Annotated in this window: 15 protein-coding genes; 8 read left to right on the top strand and 7 right to left on the bottom strand. The window is 70.4% G+C overall.

The features are described from left to right. Positions 1-115 precede the first annotated feature (115 nt). Entirely contained in the window at positions 116-1534 is a 1419-nt protein-coding gene (locus tag ACN27J_RS27400; RefSeq protein ID WP_278174305.1) for a GH1 family beta-glucosidase, read from the bottom strand. A gap of 289 nt (positions 1535-1823) precedes the next feature. On the opposite strand from ACN27J_RS27400, the gene ACN27J_RS27395 reads away from it, so the two are divergent. From ACN27J_RS27395 to ACN27J_RS27385, 3 genes are all read left to right on the top strand, one after another. Then, positions 1824-2192: an ArsR/SmtB family transcription factor gene (locus tag ACN27J_RS27395; RefSeq protein ID WP_278174303.1), complete on the top strand. Its 369-nt coding sequence runs from the start codon at positions 1824-1826 to the stop codon at positions 2190-2192. 30 nt (positions 2193-2222) lie between these two features. Then, complete coding sequence (locus ACN27J_RS27390; protein WP_421370617.1) at positions 2223-2909, top strand: phosphodiesterase; 687 nt, start codon at positions 2223-2225, stop codon at positions 2907-2909. A gap of 204 nt (positions 2910-3113) precedes the next feature. After that, positions 3114-4313, top strand: coding sequence for an RtcB family protein (locus ACN27J_RS27385; protein ID WP_421370615.1), 1200 nt, complete (start codon positions 3114-3116; stop codon positions 4311-4313). A gap of 112 nt (positions 4314-4425) precedes the next feature. Here the strand turns inward: ACN27J_RS27385 and ACN27J_RS27380 are convergent, their stop codons facing one another. After that, entirely contained in the window at positions 4426-5466 is a 1041-nt protein-coding gene (locus ACN27J_RS27380; protein WP_421370613.1) for a glycoside hydrolase family 11 protein, read from the bottom strand. A gap of 458 nt (positions 5467-5924) precedes the next feature. On the opposite strand from ACN27J_RS27380, the gene ACN27J_RS27375 reads away from it, so the two are divergent. Further along, complete coding sequence (locus ACN27J_RS27375; protein ID WP_421370611.1) at positions 5925-6050, top strand: hypothetical protein; 126 nt, start codon at positions 5925-5927, stop codon at positions 6048-6050. 45 nt (positions 6051-6095) lie between these two features. Then, positions 6096-7121 carry an ADP-ribosylglycohydrolase family protein gene (locus ACN27J_RS27370; protein ID WP_421370609.1) on the top strand — a complete coding sequence of 342 codons (1026 nt, stop codon included), beginning with the start codon at positions 6096-6098 and terminating at the stop codon, positions 7119-7121. A 36-nt stretch (positions 7122-7157) separates the two neighbouring features. On the opposite strand, the gene ACN27J_RS27365 is transcribed toward ACN27J_RS27370, so the two are convergent. After that, a complete protein-coding gene (locus ACN27J_RS27365) occupies positions 7158-7700 on the bottom strand; it encodes a hypothetical protein (protein WP_421370607.1) in 543 nt (180 codons plus the stop codon). A gap of 260 nt (positions 7701-7960) precedes the next feature. On the opposite strand from ACN27J_RS27365, the gene ACN27J_RS27360 reads away from it, so the two are divergent. After that, complete coding sequence (locus ACN27J_RS27360; protein WP_421370605.1) at positions 7961-8848, top strand: helix-turn-helix domain-containing protein; 888 nt, start codon at positions 7961-7963, stop codon at positions 8846-8848. A 374-nt stretch (positions 8849-9222) separates the two neighbouring features. Here ACN27J_RS27360 and ACN27J_RS27355 read toward each other — a convergent pair whose 3' ends face one another. After that, complete coding sequence (locus ACN27J_RS27355) at positions 9223-9531, bottom strand: hypothetical protein (RefSeq protein WP_421370602.1); 309 nt, start codon at positions 9529-9531, stop codon at positions 9223-9225. 278 nt (positions 9532-9809) lie between these two features. On the opposite strand from ACN27J_RS27355, the gene ACN27J_RS27350 reads away from it, so the two are divergent. Together ACN27J_RS27350 and ACN27J_RS27345 are read left to right on the top strand one after the other, a co-directional pair. After that, positions 9810-9983 (top strand): DUF397 domain-containing protein, encoded by a 174-nt coding sequence (locus ACN27J_RS27350; protein WP_421370601.1) that lies wholly within the window; start codon positions 9810-9812, stop codon positions 9981-9983. Positions 9984-10599: 616 nt separating this feature from the next. After that, positions 10600-12312 carry a family 43 glycosylhydrolase gene (locus tag ACN27J_RS27345; protein ID WP_421372525.1) on the top strand — a complete coding sequence of 571 codons (1713 nt, stop codon included), beginning with the start codon at positions 10600-10602 and terminating at the stop codon, positions 12310-12312. Here ACN27J_RS27345 and ACN27J_RS27340 read toward each other — a convergent pair. From ACN27J_RS27340 to ACN27J_RS27330, 3 genes are all read right to left on the bottom strand, one after another. Beyond that, positions 12293-12802: a hypothetical protein gene (locus ACN27J_RS27340; protein WP_421370599.1), complete on the bottom strand. Its 510-nt coding sequence runs from the start codon at positions 12800-12802 to the stop codon at positions 12293-12295. The two genes, ACN27J_RS27345 and ACN27J_RS27340, sit on opposite strands and share 20 nt — an antisense overlap. Positions 12803-12948: 146 nt before the next feature. After that, the gene (locus tag ACN27J_RS27335; protein ID WP_421370597.1) at positions 12949-13755 is read right to left on the bottom strand and encodes a ThuA domain-containing protein; all 807 of its coding nucleotides are present in this window, start codon (positions 13753-13755) and stop codon (positions 12949-12951) included. Next, positions 13752-14510, bottom strand: coding sequence for a helix-turn-helix domain-containing protein (locus ACN27J_RS27330; RefSeq protein WP_421370595.1), 759 nt, complete (start codon positions 14508-14510; stop codon positions 13752-13754). The genes ACN27J_RS27335 and ACN27J_RS27330 overlap by 4 nt, the downstream gene beginning before the upstream one ends. Positions 14511-14660: the final 150 nt, after the last annotated feature.

Genomic DNA, 14660 nt, shown 5'->3' with positions numbered 1-14660 from the left:
CTAGCATGTCGATCGGAATTATCAGGTCGATAGGTGAACCGAATCCGGGCAGTTCGCGGTCAGCGGCCGGCCGGCAGCGCCGGGGCGACCGGCACCGCCGGGCCGACCGGCCCGGTCAGCGGGCGGCCGGCAGCGCGTTCGCGGCCACCACCCGCCGGTACCAGTGCGCGCTCTCCTTCCAGGTACGCCGCATCGTCTGCCGGTCGACGTGCACGATGCCGAACGTCTTGCCGTACCCGTGCGCCCACTCGAAGTTGTCCATCAGCGACCACACGAAGTACCCGCGCACGTCGGCGCCGCCGTCGATCGCCTCGGCCACCGCGGTCAGGTGCCGGTGCAGGTAGTCGACCCGTCGCGGGTCACGGACCCGGCCGTCGTCGTCGAGCACGTCGTCGAACGCCGCCCCGTTCTCGGTGATCATCATCGGCAGCCCCGGGTAGTCGCGGTGCAGCCGCAGCAGCAGCTCGGTCAGCCCGGTCTCGTCGATGTTCCAGCCCATCTGGGTGTACGGGCCGGGCTGGGTGACGAACTCGACGTCGGTGACACCGATCCACGGCGAGGCCGCCCCGTCGGCGTGCCCGTCGGCGGTCGACCGCGGCGACACCCCGTCCCACTGGCGGACCAGCACCGGGTTGTAGTAGTTCACCCCGAGCAGGTCCAGCGGGGCGTGCGCGGCCGCCTCGTCGCCGTCGCGTACGAACGACCAGTCGGTCACCGCGGCGGTGTCGTCGATCAGGTCCCGTGGGTACGCCCCGTCCAGCATTGGCCCGAGGAAAGCCCGGTTGGCCAGCGCGTCGATCCGGCGGACCGCCTCGGCGTCGCCGGGCGACTCGCCCCGCACGTGGTGCAGGTTCAACGTCACGCTCACCCGGGCCGCCGGGTCGATGCTCGCCCGCAGCGCGCGTACCGCCAGACCGTGCCCGAGGTTGAGGTGGTGCACGGCGGCCAGCGCGGCGGCCGGCTCGGTACGCGCCGGGGCGTGCACCCCGGAGCCGTAGCCCAGGTACGCCGAGCACCACGGCTCGTTGAGGGTGATCCAGGTGTGCACCCGGTCGCCGAACACCTCGCCCATCCGGCCGGCATACTCGGCGAACCGCTCGGCGGTGTCCCGGTGCGGCCAGCCGCCAGCGTCCTCCAGCTCCTGCGGCAGGTCCCAGTGGTAGAGGGTGGCGACCGGTGCGATCCCCCGGGCCCGCAGCCCGTCGACCAGCGCCGAGTAGAAGTCCACGCCCCGCTGGTTGAGCTGGCTGCCGCCGCCCGGCAGCACCCGGGACCAGGAGATCGAGAACCGGTACGCGCCGACGCCGAGCTCGGCGAGGATGTCCAGGTCCTCCTCCAGCCGGTGGTAGTGGTCGCAGGCCACGTCACCGGTGTCGCCGTTGGTGACCAGACCGGGGGTGTGCGCGAAGGTGTCCCAGATGGAGGGCGTCCGGCCGTCCACCGCGGCGGCCCCCTCGACCTGGTACGACGCGGTCGCCGTACCCCAGAGGAAGTTGCCGGGGAAGACCGGGCCGGACGGTGATGATACGGGCATGTCGGGATTCTCCTTACGCGCTGAGCACGATCTCGATCTGGCTGGTGCCCGGGTCGGCGGTGACCCGGACGCCCGCCTCGGTGGCCTCCGGGCAGGGCCCGTACCGGACACCCACGTCGGCTACGCCGCACGATCAACAGGCTCCAGCATGCCTGCTGGTCGCCGATCCGACGCGGCCGGACCCGGCGATGGACCCGGCCGGCCGGTGAGCGCGGCAGCTAGCGGCCACCGGTGGCCTGGGCTGACCGGCACCTTTGCTTATATAAGTCACCACGGATAGATTCGACCGGTGCACGCGTTCGACGTCCTCGGCGACCCGGTCCGACGCCGGATCCTGGAGCTGCTCGCCGACGGCGAGCGCTCCGCCGGTGACCTCGGCGCGGTCGTCCAGGCCGAGTTCGGCATCTCCCAGCCGGCGGTGTCGCAGCATCTGCGGGTGCTGCGGGACAACGGATTCACCACCGTACGCGCCGCCGGCACCCGACGGCTGTATGCCGTGGATGTCGCACCGCTGCGGGAGGTCGACGAATGGATCGGCCGCTACCGGCACTTCTGGGCCCAGCGGCTCGACGCCCTCGCCACCGAGCTGGTCCGGGGCCGCCGGGAACAGCGCCCGGAACCACAGCAGAACGGCACCGACGCCGACCATCGGCGGTAGATCACCCCGAACCTGGGTACGCCTTGCGCCGTGACCTTCGGAGCCTGGCTGGCGCACGTGCGAGGCGGTCGGCTGCTGCACCCGCGCGGCTGCTCGTTCACCGGCGCGGTCCAGCTCTGGGGACCGCTCGCCGAATGGTTCCTGCCGGCGGGGCGCTGGCCGGCCGTCATCCGCTTCTCCCGGGGCACCCCGACCCCGCCCGGCTGGCCGGACATCCTCGGCCTTGCGGTCCGCGTCCACGCCCCGGACCGCCCGGTCGATCTGCTGGTGTCCAGTGCCGGCCGAGCACCGGTACTGCGTCACCTGCCACTGCTCCGGCGCGACTTCGCCACCACGTACGGCAGCATCCTGTCGTTGCGGCACGGTCGGCACCGGATCTACCTGGCCGTGTCGCCGGCCACCCCGGGCCGCCTCGGCGGCGCGGTCGAGCAGCTAGCCGATGTCGCCGCCCGTCGCCCGATCGTGCTGCGGCTGGCGGCGGCCACCGGCACCGGCCACTGGCGGACGTTCGGTCGGATCGACGTCGGCGAGCCACTGCCGTCCGCTGTCGACGCCGCGCTCGCCTTCGATCCGACCGGTCACCCTCCGCTGCGGCTGCGCACCGGCGGGCTGATCCAACGGCTCCGTACGGTCACCTACGCCGCCTCCCGGCGCGCCCGGGGCGCCCGCACCGATGACAATCCGATTGCCGCCACCGGCCAGCGGCCTTTAGCGTGAACGGCACCGTGACGACCGAGGAGCCACCGATGCGAGCGCTGGCGAAACCCACCACCACCCGACGCGGCTGAGCCGCGCCCGCCAGCAGCCCCGCTGATCCTCGCCGCTGTCCCGCTGATCCACGCCGATCCACGCCGGCCTTTCCCGGTACCGCAGCCGGCACCGGGTCACCGTCGCGCTCCCCGTACCGAACCAGGAGTTTCCATGAGTCATACGCTGCTGCCCGGCACCCGGGCCCCGGTCAAGGTCTGGACCGATCCGGCGACCATCGAGCCGCAGGCCAGCCAGCAGTTGCGCAACATCGGCACGCTGCCGTGGGTGCACGGCGTCGCGGTGATGCCCGACGTGCACTACGGCAAGGGCGCCACCGTCGGCTCGGTGATCGCGATGCGCCAGGCGCTGGCCCCGGCGGTGGTCGGCGTCGACATCGGCTGTGGCATGTCCGCGGTGCGGACCAGCCTGACCGACGCGCAGCTGCCGGACGACCTGGGCGCGCTGCGTACCGCGATCGAGGCCGCGGTCCCGGTCGGCTTCCAGGCCCGCGACACCCCCGTCGACCCGCGCCGGGTGCACGGCCTGCCCACCGCCGGCTGGGACCGGTTCTGGTCCGGCTTCGCCGACCTGCACCCCGGGGTCGCCGCGCTGGAGTCCCGGGCGCAGCGTCAGCTCGGCACGCTCGGCGGCGGCAACCACTTCATCGAGGTCTGCGTCGAGCAGGGCGGTCCGGACGCCGGCCGGGTCTGGCTCATGCTGCACTCCGGCTCCCGCAACATCGGCAAGGAGCTGGCCGAGCGGCACATCGCGGCGGCCCGGAAGCTGCCGCACAACGCCGACCTGCCCGACCGTGACCTGGCGGTCTTCCTCGCCGACACGGCGGAGATGGCGGCGTACCGGCGGGACCTGGCCTGGGCGCAGGAGTACGCGGCCCGCAACCGCTCGGTCATGCTGGCGCTGCTCTGCCGGGTGCTGCGCGCGGCGGTGCCGGCGGTCCGCTTCGACGAGCCGATCTCCTGCCACCACAACTACGTGGCCGAGGAGGTCTACGACGGGGTGCCGCTGCTGGTGACCCGCAAGGGGGCGATCCGGGCCGGGCGGGGCGAGCTGGGCATCATTCCCGGGTCGATGGGGACCGGCTCCTACATCGTGCGGGGTCGGGGCAGCGAGGCGGCGTACTGCTCGGCGTCGCACGGCGCGGGTCGACGGATGTCGCGGTCGAAGGCGAAGAAGACCTACACCGTCGACGACCTGGCCGAGCAGACCGCCGGGGTGGAGTGCCGCAAGGACGCCGGTGTGGTTGACGAGATCCCGGCGGCGTACAAGGACCTGGACCAGGTGCTCGCCGAGCAGGCCGACCTGGTCGAGGTGGTGGCGCACCTGCGGCAGGTGGTCTGCGTCAAGGGTTGACCACCGGACCGGCGACCGGGGCGCGCACCGGGGCGGGCCGACCCTCCCAGCAGGGTCGACCCGCCCACGACGTGCCCTGTCGACAGTGGTTGCTATCGACGGTCGGTCAGGGTCATGTTCGACAGGTGACGGTCGGCCAGGTCCAGTTGCCCCCGTGCATGATCGTCACTCCGAAGTTGTTGCCGCTACCGTTCGGCCTGGCGGTGATGTTCCCGGTCGTGCCGCTGACCGAGGCGTTCCAGCTGTTCTGCAGGCTCTGTCCGCCGTGCAGGCTGAGGGTCACCGTCCAGTTGCTGACGTTCTGCACCGAGACGTTGAGGTTGAACCGGTCGCCGAACTGCTGGCCGGCCGACAGTACGGCGGTGCAGTTGCTCTGGCCCGGGTCACCCGGGTTGCCGGGGTTACCGGGGTTACCGGTCGGGGACGGTCCGGGGTTGCCGCTGCCGCCCTCCCAGACGTTGATGTCGGAGCTCCCCTGGCTCTGGTAGCCCTCGGTCGCCATCACCTGGTAGCTGTGGTTGGAGCCGAGCTGCATCCCGGCGCGCGCCCAGGCGTCGAAGTGGTTGGCGGTGGTGATGGTGCCGCCGGTGCGCTTCTGCTGGCGGACGCTCCAGTACTGCCAGAACGTCTGGGTGCCGTCGATCGACGGCGCGTTGACCCGCTGGCTGCGCAGGATGTCGTAGACACCGCCGTCGGTGGTGACCGAGCCCATCCGCTGCGCGCCGCTGCTCGGGTTGTAGCTGCCGAAGTTCTCGACCACGTAGTACTCGATGAGCTGGTTGCGCGTCCAGCCGTACAGGGCGAGGTAGGTGTTGTTGTTGCCCGGGTTGTAGCTGCCCGAGTAGCTGACCGTCCGGCGGGTACCGGTGGCCCAGCCCTTGCCACCGACCCAGTTGTTGGTGCTGCGGTCCCACGAACTGGAGTACCGGCCGTTCTCGCGCAACGTCATGCTGGCGTTGCCGCTGTCCTTCCAGAACGAGAAGAAGTATCCGTTGTGCGTACCGGTCTGGTTCGAACTGAGGTACCGGTCGGCCTCGGCGTGCGCGCTGGGGGCGATCACCATGCCGCTGACGACCAGCGCAGCTGCGCACGCGGTGCCGATCAGCAGCCGCATGCGGCCGCGCCTTCTCGGCTTGACGACAGTGTCCTTCATGTAGGTGTTTCCTCCTCTTGAAGGCTGGCGGGAGCCAGCGGTGCGGTACGACCCGACAGCCTGTCGTGGACGGTGACCGCCGCCGGGGATCGGCGCCGTACCGCGCGGTGGTGGGGATCGACGATCATAGAGATAAGTCGATGGGACGACGGTATGAGGCAGTCGGCTACTTGTCAACAACTTTCGGAAACGTTACGGAAACACGGTGCCGGCCGTCCCACCTGCGGCTTGGTAGGCGTTCAAGCAGGCCAACGGTCCTGCCTTGCCGATCAGCAGGTCGACACGGTCGTCGCCTACTCCCGCCGCACGACGCCTCTGGCCGCCCGCCGGCCACCCCGAGATTCCGGAAGTATTTCGGAGCGCGGCCGGACCGGCTCGACCGGCTGACGGCCCACCGATTCGAAGGTCCGGGGTGGACGGCGGCCGAGGCCGCAGCCGACGCACCGGACGCGGACGTCGTGCTCGACCACGCGCTCGGAATCGCCCGGGTCTACGGCCGGGAGCCGGCGCTGCTCGCCGCGAGCGCGCATCTGCTGGCGGCCGGTGTCGTGCCGGATGCCGAGGGTGGGACGCGCGCCGGTTGACCGGCCCGACTAGCCTGCCGACCGGGACGAGACGGGGAGGTCGCGGTGGATGGTACGGCGGTGGGTGGTGACCGGGCGGTGGATGACCGGGCGTCCGGGTGCCTGTTCGGGCTGGCGTACGGTGACGCCCTCGGCAAGCCGACCGAGTTCCTGACGGTCGCCGAGATCCACCACCGGTACGGCCTGGCCGGGCCACGTGAGCTGGTCGGCGATCCGGCGCTGGTCACCGACGACACCCAGATGACCCTCGCGGTCGGCTGGGCGCTGCACGACGCCCCGGCCGCCACCCCGGACGAGCTGGAGCCGCTGCTCCGGGCCCGGTTCCTGGCCTGGGCGGCCAGCCCGGACAACAACCGGGCCCCGGGGATGACCTGCCTGCGGGCCTGCGGCGAACTGGCCACCGGGGTGGCCTGGCAGCAGGCCACCGTCGCCGGGTCGAAGGGCTGCGGGGCTAACATGCGGGTCGCCCCGGTCGGCCTGGTCGACGCCTATGACGACGACACCGTGGCCGGCGTCGCGCAACTGCAGGCCGGGCTGACCCATGGACACCCGACCGCGCTGGCCGCGAGCGAGTTGACCGCCGTCGCGGTCCGGCTGCTGCGCGCGGGTACGCCACTGCCGGCGCTGCCGGGCCTGCTGCGTGAGCACTGTCGCGGGCAGCGGGAGGTGTACCGCGACGACTGGCTCGGCCCGCTGTGGCAGCGGCCGGGAATGGACAGTCCGGCGGGGTTCATCTCGCGGGGCTGGGACGAGTGTCTCGACGTACTGGACCGGCTCGACGCGGCGTTGGCCGCCGGGGACGACGGCGGCGACGCCTGCCGGGTCACCGGGGAGGGCTGGATCGCGGAGGAGGCCCTGGCCACCGGGCTGCTCTGCGCGCTGTGGCACGCCGACGACCCGGTGGGCGGGTTGGCCCGCGGGGCGGCCACCTCCGGTGACTCGGACTCGATCGCCTGTCTGGCCGGGGCCTTCCTCGGCGCGGTGTACGGAACGGCGGCCTGGCCGACGACGTGGCCGGACCGCATCGAGTACGCCGACCAACTGCACGCCCTCGGCCGGGCCTGGGACTGACCGGGCCGTCGGCCCTGAACCGCCCGAGCCCGCCGGTCAGCCCAGCGTGACCTGGGTGACCAGGCCGACCAGCGCGCCGAGGAAGAACGTCGCCCACGCGGTGCGGTTGGCGCTCGCCAGCTTCGACTCGACACTGGTCACGTTGCGCATGAGCGATTCGAACTCGGTGTTGAGGGCGTCGAGTTTGTCGCTCAACGCATCGGCCTGGGCCCGGGCCGTCGGCGAGTCGGTAACAGCCCGCGACGCCTCTGCGTGCCGCAGCGCGGTGTCCAGTTCGGTCGACACCGCTTCGAGGCGGGCGGCGGCAAGCTGGTTGACCTGGCCGGGCCCGGCGATGGTGCGATGGGCCAGCGCCCCCACGCCAGCGGCCAACGCGACGGCGGCCAGCAGTAACAGCGTCCGCCCCCAGGACTGGACGGTGAACGGTGCGTCACCGCCGAGCGCAGCCGTGATCGCCAGGCCGACCAGCGCCCCGCCGACGGCCAGAAGGACCAGTTTCCGGGTGAATCCCGCTTCGGGTGCCGGCGCAAGCGGCTCGGCGGAGTCGACCACGGTCGTCACGACATCCTCCTGGTTCATACACACACGGTAGACATCGCGGGCGACCACTTCAACCTGCACCATCGCCAGGTCAGATTCTGCTACCTGTCAATCCGGAGCACGCACGAGCGATGCTCTCAATGTGAGGGAGGGCGGGGGCGATTTGCCCCGGTTTAGCAGGGCAATGCTGACCAAGAGCGGACACGAAGCCCACAGAATTCGAGACGGCACTCTGGAATAATCGATGCAGTCACGTAGCATGGTGCTACATCGCAGATCGACTGATCTTAGGAGTGCCGATGAGCACGAACAACGATCCAGAGGTGCAACGGCGGCGCCTGCGGATCACCCTGCGCGACTTCCGGCAGACCCGGCAGCTCACTCAGAAGGATGTGGCCCGCGAACTGGACTGGTCGACGTCCAAGCTGATCCGCATCGAGACAGGCGAGTCCAGCATCTCGGTCAGCGACCTACGCGCACTACTGGCGCACTACGAGATCAACGACGTCGCGCAGATCAACGAGCTCATCGAGATGGCAAAGATCGCCAAGCGGCAGACCTGGGCGTCGTACCGGGACGTGATGAGCCCGGCGCTGCTGCAGTACCTGGGCTACGAGAGCTCGGCCTCCCGCATCCGGGGGTTCCAGCCGCTGCTCGTGCCCGGATTGCTGCAGACCGAGGAGTACGCCCGGGCGATCATTCGTAGCTACGCCTCGGCGGCGTTCTCCGACGACGACGTCGAGCGCCTGGTGCGCGCCCGGATGGAGCGTCAGGAACTACTCTCCCGAGACGAGCCGCCGGCCCTGTCGTTCATCATGGACGAAGCCGCCGTCCGTCGCGCGGTCGGGCGACCAGGGGTGATGGTTCGGCAGCTCGAGTGGCTCAAGGTGCTGAACGAACGACCGAACATCCACGTCCAGGTGATCAGGTTCGACGCGGGCGAGTACCGCGGAATGATCAAGCCTTTCACCATCCTGGACTTTCCCAATCCGGCCGACGACGATCTGGTGCACACCGAAGGCGGCCGGGACGAGACGATCAGCGCCCAGGACGAGGTCGCCAACTACATCGATCTGTTCTTCCAACTTGAGGACCTCGCCACTCCGAAGGCCCGCCTGAACGGCGTCATAGACGAGCTGATCGCACATCTCGGTGGGCCCTCGAGGTCCAAAGTGACAACAGGCTAGCTGAGCGGCGCCTGTGCTGTGGTTCGCGAAGGGGACGTGGCATGACATCCTCGCAGACATCAGACGGGCAGCTGGACCGCCAGTTGCTCTCCGACGCCACCGGACTTGTCGGGACCGGGCACCACGCCGACCCGCCAGCGCGCCGCTGGGGTTCAGTCACGGCTGCTCCCTGGCGGCGCGTTGCCGTCGTTTCGGTGCCGACGGTGAGTCTGCTGACCGTGGTGGGATACCTGCGTCTCGACCCGCTGCGCTGGCTCGCAGCCTGCGCTGCCACGGTCGCCGTCCTGCTGATCGCATGGGCGCAACGACGGCTCGCGACACGACTACGGCTGCTTGACACGCTGGTACGCAAGGGCTGGGCCGCCCGGCGCGGATCAGCGCGTCGCGCCCGCCGAGGCCAGCCAGGCGATCACCCGACTGGCCGCCAGTCCGGCGATGGCGACCAGCACGAGGAAGGCGAACAGTCTCGCCGGCCAGATCAACGCATCGTCGATCGCCCCGGCGGCTGCGCCGACGACCGCTGACAGGCCCACGACGATCGGCCCGGCCACGACCGCGTACAGCAGCGTCTGCACCGGACGCGCCGACGATGCCTTCTGGCCTGGACCTGGGGCCTGCGACACCATGACCTGCGAGCCCTTCCCCATCATCGAGCCGCCCCCTCCATTGGATGCGCCGCTCACCGATGAACCGGATGCCCCCTGGCTGATTGGGGAGTCCGGCGGAGCCATCTGCCGATGCCCTGAGTCTAGCACTTCGGCGACGGCAAATCGGACATGCCGTGCAGATCCGCCAGCTGTCCGCCCAGGGCGCGCGCCACGCGTGGGTTTGATACGCATATGCGTCCGCCTATACTTTGGATGCTCGATGTCGAGCGGTTTTCAGATCGGCGAGCCGACTCCCGCTGACCAACGGATCCGCACGGCGGCGGGCGTGTCTTCGCAGAACGAGGGGAGGACCCGTGCCGCAGTCACCACCACCGCCCAGTTGGCGCAAGAGCAGTCGCAGCGGTAGCGGAGAGTGTGTCGAGGTAGCCCGAACCGAAACCCGCGTTCACGTCCGGGACTCGAAGACCCGTGATCACAGTCTCCAATTCGATCACGAACGGTGGAGAGCCTTCCTGTCGTCATTGTGATCATTTCGCACCAGCGCGGTTCGGGGGCCGCGTTGGCGATGCTGATATGTCGGCGACAGGACAGTCAGCGAGCAACAAACACTATCGACGGTCCGTACGCCCGCCGCGGCCCACGCACGGTCCGGCTGCCAGTCAGGTGAGGCCGGTGGCCAGCGCCCGCCCGTCCCCGTGGTAGGCATCTTCGGGCGCGCCCGAACCGCAGTTCGCGGCGACCGACAGGGTCCTGTTAGCGAAAACATCTGCCTCACCCAGGTCAGCCCGCCCACCGCCCGGCCACCCCTGTGGATGTCGGCGAGCACCCGCGCCGCTCGGCGACCATCGATGGATTGCTGATGTTATCGATAACAGCTATCCTCGGTCGCGGGAGCGAAGGGCACGCTTCGACGCACCGTACCGCACCGTATGCGCGGCAGGTGGCACGGACGCGTCGACAGCATCGCTCCATGGCGTCCGGGCACCCTCGCATCATGACCAGGTGATTGTCCCGACTGCCGGCATCGTCCGCCGGCAGTCGGCCTGGTCGATCTCCACGCACCTGTCAGAGCTCCAGCGAGGAGTCACCTTGACAAGAACTAGACGCAACCGCGCCATCGGTTTCGTCGCGAGCCTGCTGTGCGTGGCGACGTTCCTCATCGCCACCCCCGCCCGGGCCGACAATCCGATCGTGCAACACATCTACACCGCCGACCCGGCACCGATGGTCCACGACGGACGGGTGTACCTGTACACGAGCCACGACGAGGACGGCTCGACGTACTTCACCATGAACGACTGGCACCTGTTCTCCTCCGCCGACATGGTCAACTGGACACACCACGGCTCACCGTTGAGCCTGACCACGTTCAGCTGGGCCAGTGCCGACGCCTGGGCCGGCCACGTCATCGAACGCAACGGCAGGTTCTACTGGTACGTACCGGTGAAGGCCCGGGCGACCAACTCGATGGCGATCGGAGTCGCGGTGGCGGACAGCCCGACCGGCCCGTTCCGCGACGCGCTCGGCCACCCGCTGGTGGCCAACGGCGAGATCGACCCGCACGCGTTCATCGACGACGACGGGCAGGCGTACCTGTACTGGGGTAACCCCAACCTGTGGTATGTCCGGCTCAACCCCGACATGATCTCGTACTCGGGGAGCCCGACCCGGATCCCGCTGACCACCGCCGGGTTCGGCACCCGCACCGGCGATCCGGACCGGCCCACGCTGTACGAAGAGGGGCCCTGGGTCTACAAGCGCAACGGGATCTACTACAACGTCTTCGCCGCCGAATGCTGCTCCGAGTTCATCGGTTACTCGACGGCTCCCGGACCGACCGGCCCGTGGACCTACCGGGGTACGGTGATGCCGCGACAGGGTGGCAGCTTCACCAACCACCCCGGCGTCATCGACTTCGCCGGTGGCTCGTACTTCTTCTACCACAACGGCGCGCTGCCCGGCGGCGGTGGATTCACCCGTTCCGTCGCGGTGGAGAAGTTCAACTACCGCGCCGACGGCACGATCCCGACGATGGACATGACCACGGCGGGCGCGCCGCAGATCGGCACCCTGAACCCGTACATCCGTCAGGAGGCCGAGACGGTCGCCTGGTCGGCCGGGATCGAAACAGAGCCGTCCAGCGAGGGCACCATGAACGTCGGCTGGATCGAGAACGGCGACTACATCAAGGTGAAGGGCGTTGCCTTCGGCGCAGGGGCGGCCTCGTTCACGGCGCGGGTGGCCGCTGACTCCAGCGGCGGGAGCATCGAGCTGCGACTCGGCGGCCCGACCGGCACCCGGGTCGGCACCTGCGACGTGCCCGGCACCGGCGGCTGGCAGAGCTGGACCGGTGTCTCCTGCCCGGTCACCGGAGCCTCCGGCACCCACGATCTGTACCTACGGTTCACCGGTGGCAGCGGCTACCTGCTCAACGTCGACTGGTGGCAGTTCAACACCGGCACCGCCCCGCCGCCGACCAGCCCGCCACCCACGACGCCACCGCCCACGACGGTGCCGCCGACAACGACGCCACCGCCGACCACACCCGGGTCGTCCTGCACGGCCACCGTTTCGGCACCGGCGTCCTGGCCGGGCGGCTACGAGGGGCGGCTGACGGTTACCAACAGCACCTCCACCGCCATCGACGGCTGGCGGGTGACCTTCACCCTGCCCGCCGGGCAGACCGTCGCCCAGGGCTGGAGCGGAACGTTCAGCCAGCAGGGCAGCCAGGTGACGGTGACCAACGCCAGCTACAACGGCCAGCTGTCCGCCGGATCGTCGACCACCGCCGGCTTCATCACATCGGCCAGCGGTGCGAGTCAGCTACCCGGCAACGTCACCTGCACGGCGGGCTGACCACGAACCAGCGGAGTCCCCGGGCCCGGGCAGTCGACGCCGACGGCTGCCCGGGCCCGGGGACTCCGCTCCTACCGTACCGGCACCGAACGCGGACCGGGCTGTCGTCGGGGTATCCATAACGGACGTAGGCCGACTTGCGGGCGGCCAGGCCGGTGACCCGCACCAGCCAGGTCGTCGCGGTCGACGCTTCGCCGAGAATCGCCGGGTCGGTGGCGACGACGACCGGCAGGCCGAGCCCGGCGTCGCGGACGGTGCCGGTGCCGGTGAAGCCGGTCAACGGGTCGCCGGCCGGGTCGGCACCGACCGGGGTCAGCCCGGTGCGGCTGTCGACGAACCGGCCGGCGAGGAGTTCTTCGCGTTCGTCACGGCGGTGCACCAGCCGGGCGTCGCGGGGCAGTTCGGCTGCGGAGCGCTGAGCGGCCGACGCGGCAAGACTGCCCAGGACGGTACGGACGACGGGGAGATCTCCACGGACTGGCTCTGACACGCGCTCCTCCTCGGAGGCTGCTGCAGCCGGACTCGGACCGGCCGACAGCGTGCGTCACGTCACACTCCGTGTTCAGTCAGATCTTGGATAGTTACCGACCTTCGGAGGTCAGCGCTGACCGTCCGGATGAGCCCGGGGCCCGGCCGTCACCCTGTGGCATCCCGGTCGGCGGCCCAGCGGATCGCGCCGAGCAGGTGGGTGCGGAACGCCGGTTCGGCGTACGCCTCGATGGTGTGGCCGCCGCCGGTGTAGAAGGTGCGGCCGCCGGCGTACGTCCGGCACCAGGCGTGCGGGTGCGGCTGCCCCATCTGCCCGCCGGTGTAGCTGGTCTCGTCGAGCACCGCCAGGATCCGGGCGTCGGTCGGTCGGGTCCGGTAGTCGTACCACTCGTCGGTGCGCGCCCAGCGGGTCGGCAGGTGTGCGGTGGCCGGGTGGGTCCGGTCCACGACCTCGACGGTGGCTGGCTGCACCGGCGGGTGCTGGGCGAAGTACGCACCGACAAGTTCGCCGTAGAACGGCCAGTTGTGCTCGGTGTCGGCGGCCGCGTGCACCCCGACGAATCCGCCGCCGCCGTTGATGTAGCCCTCGAACGCGGCCCGGCCGGCGACGTCGAGCACGTCGCCGGTGGTGTTGAGGAAGACGACGGCGGCGTACCGGCCCAGGTTGTCCGGGGTGAAGACGGCCGGGTCCTCGGTGGCGTCGACGGTGAAGCCGTGCTCCGCGCCGAGTTCGCCGACGGCCTCGACGCCGGCCGGGATGGAATCGTGCCGGTACCCGGTGGTGCGGCTGTAAACCAGCACCCGGTACCCGGTCTCGGTGCTCGACTCGACGCTCGACTCGACGCTCGAATCGGTGCAGCCGGTGGTCACCAGCGCCACGATACCGCCGAGCAGGCCGGTGCCGACCGCGCGTCGGGTGAGGCCGGCACCCGGCCGGACCGGCACGCCGGTCACCGGACCGGCTCCGCGACGGCGGTGGGCGCATCAGGCTGCGGCGGCAGACCACGGGTGGACAGGAACGCCTGCCACTCGGCGGTGATCCGCTCGACGTCCCGGCAGACCAGCCCGAAGAACTCGCCCATCAACTGCAGCCGGTCCCCGGCGGGGGTCTCCGGCCCAAGTACGGCGGCGCCGTGGGTCGCCGCGTCCGCCCAGGTCCGGAAGACGTGCACCCGCAGCGACCAGGCCCGGTACCACAGTCCGTCGTCGACGGCGTACCGGTCGCGCCGCTGCCCCGGCTCGCGTCGCCGGGTGACGAAGCCGATCCGCTCCAGGAAAGCGATCGACTTCGAGATCGACGCCGGGCTGACCCGCAGCCGGTCGACCAGTTCGGCGGCGGTGAGTGCACCGCCGTCGCTGACGAAGAGACTGACCAGCACCCGGGCGGTCATCCGAGGGAAACCGGACTGGATCATCAGGGCGGCGAACTGCTGTTCGAAGGCCTGCACGGCGGCCGCGTCCCGGCCGTACCCGGTGGCCTGGCCGGCCGGTGGCCGGGTGACCGGGCCGGTACGGCGGGCCCGGTGCGCGGTGGCCCGGTGCGCGGCGGTGGCCCGGTAGCCGCCCGGCCCGCCGTTGCGCCCGACCTCCCGGCTGATCGTGGAGGTCGGGCGGTCGAGTCGGCGGGCGATCTCGGCGTAGCCGGCGCCGTCGGCGAGTGCCTGCTCGATGCGCTGCCGGTCCTGATAGGTCAACCGTCCGCCGGGCATCCGCCCCCGCCCTCCGCTGCGTTCAGCCTCAATTCATTGCAACACATCCTGGCCGATCGTTGCGTTAACCGCAACTACCATTGCAACGCAAGACCCGATTCAACGCAGCAATGCCCGCTGGTGGCGGGCTTTTCATTGACCACCTTGCGA

The organism is Solwaraspora sp. WMMB762, from assembly GCF_049179115.1.
Taxonomy (GTDB): Bacteria; Actinomycetota; Actinomycetes; order Mycobacteriales; family Micromonosporaceae; genus Micromonospora_E.
Note: the sequence above shows the minus strand (reverse complement) of the source record. Positions and strands in the feature narration are given on the sequence as shown.

Coding starts and splice junctions, on each gene's coding strand:
- ACN27J_RS27400 (WP_278174305.1), bottom strand. CDS start 1,534: ATGCCCGTATCATCACCGTCCGGCCCGGTCTTCCCCGGCAACTTCCTC.
- ACN27J_RS27385 (WP_421370615.1), top strand. CDS start 3,114: ATGAGTCATACGCTGCTGCCCGGCACCCGGGCCCCGGTCAAGGTCTGG.
- ACN27J_RS27380 (WP_421370613.1), bottom strand. CDS start 5,466: ATGAAGGACACTGTCGTCAAGCCGAGAAGGCGCGGCCGCATGCGGCTG.
- ACN27J_RS27365 (WP_421370607.1), bottom strand. CDS start 7,700: ATGAACCAGGAGGATGTCGTGACGACCGTGGTCGACTCCGCCGAGCCG.
- ACN27J_RS27360 (WP_421370605.1), top strand. CDS start 7,961: ATGAGCACGAACAACGATCCAGAGGTGCAACGGCGGCGCCTGCGGATC.
- ACN27J_RS27330 (WP_421370595.1), bottom strand. CDS start 14,510: ATGCCCGGCGGACGGTTGACCTATCAGGACCGGCAGCGCATCGAGCAG.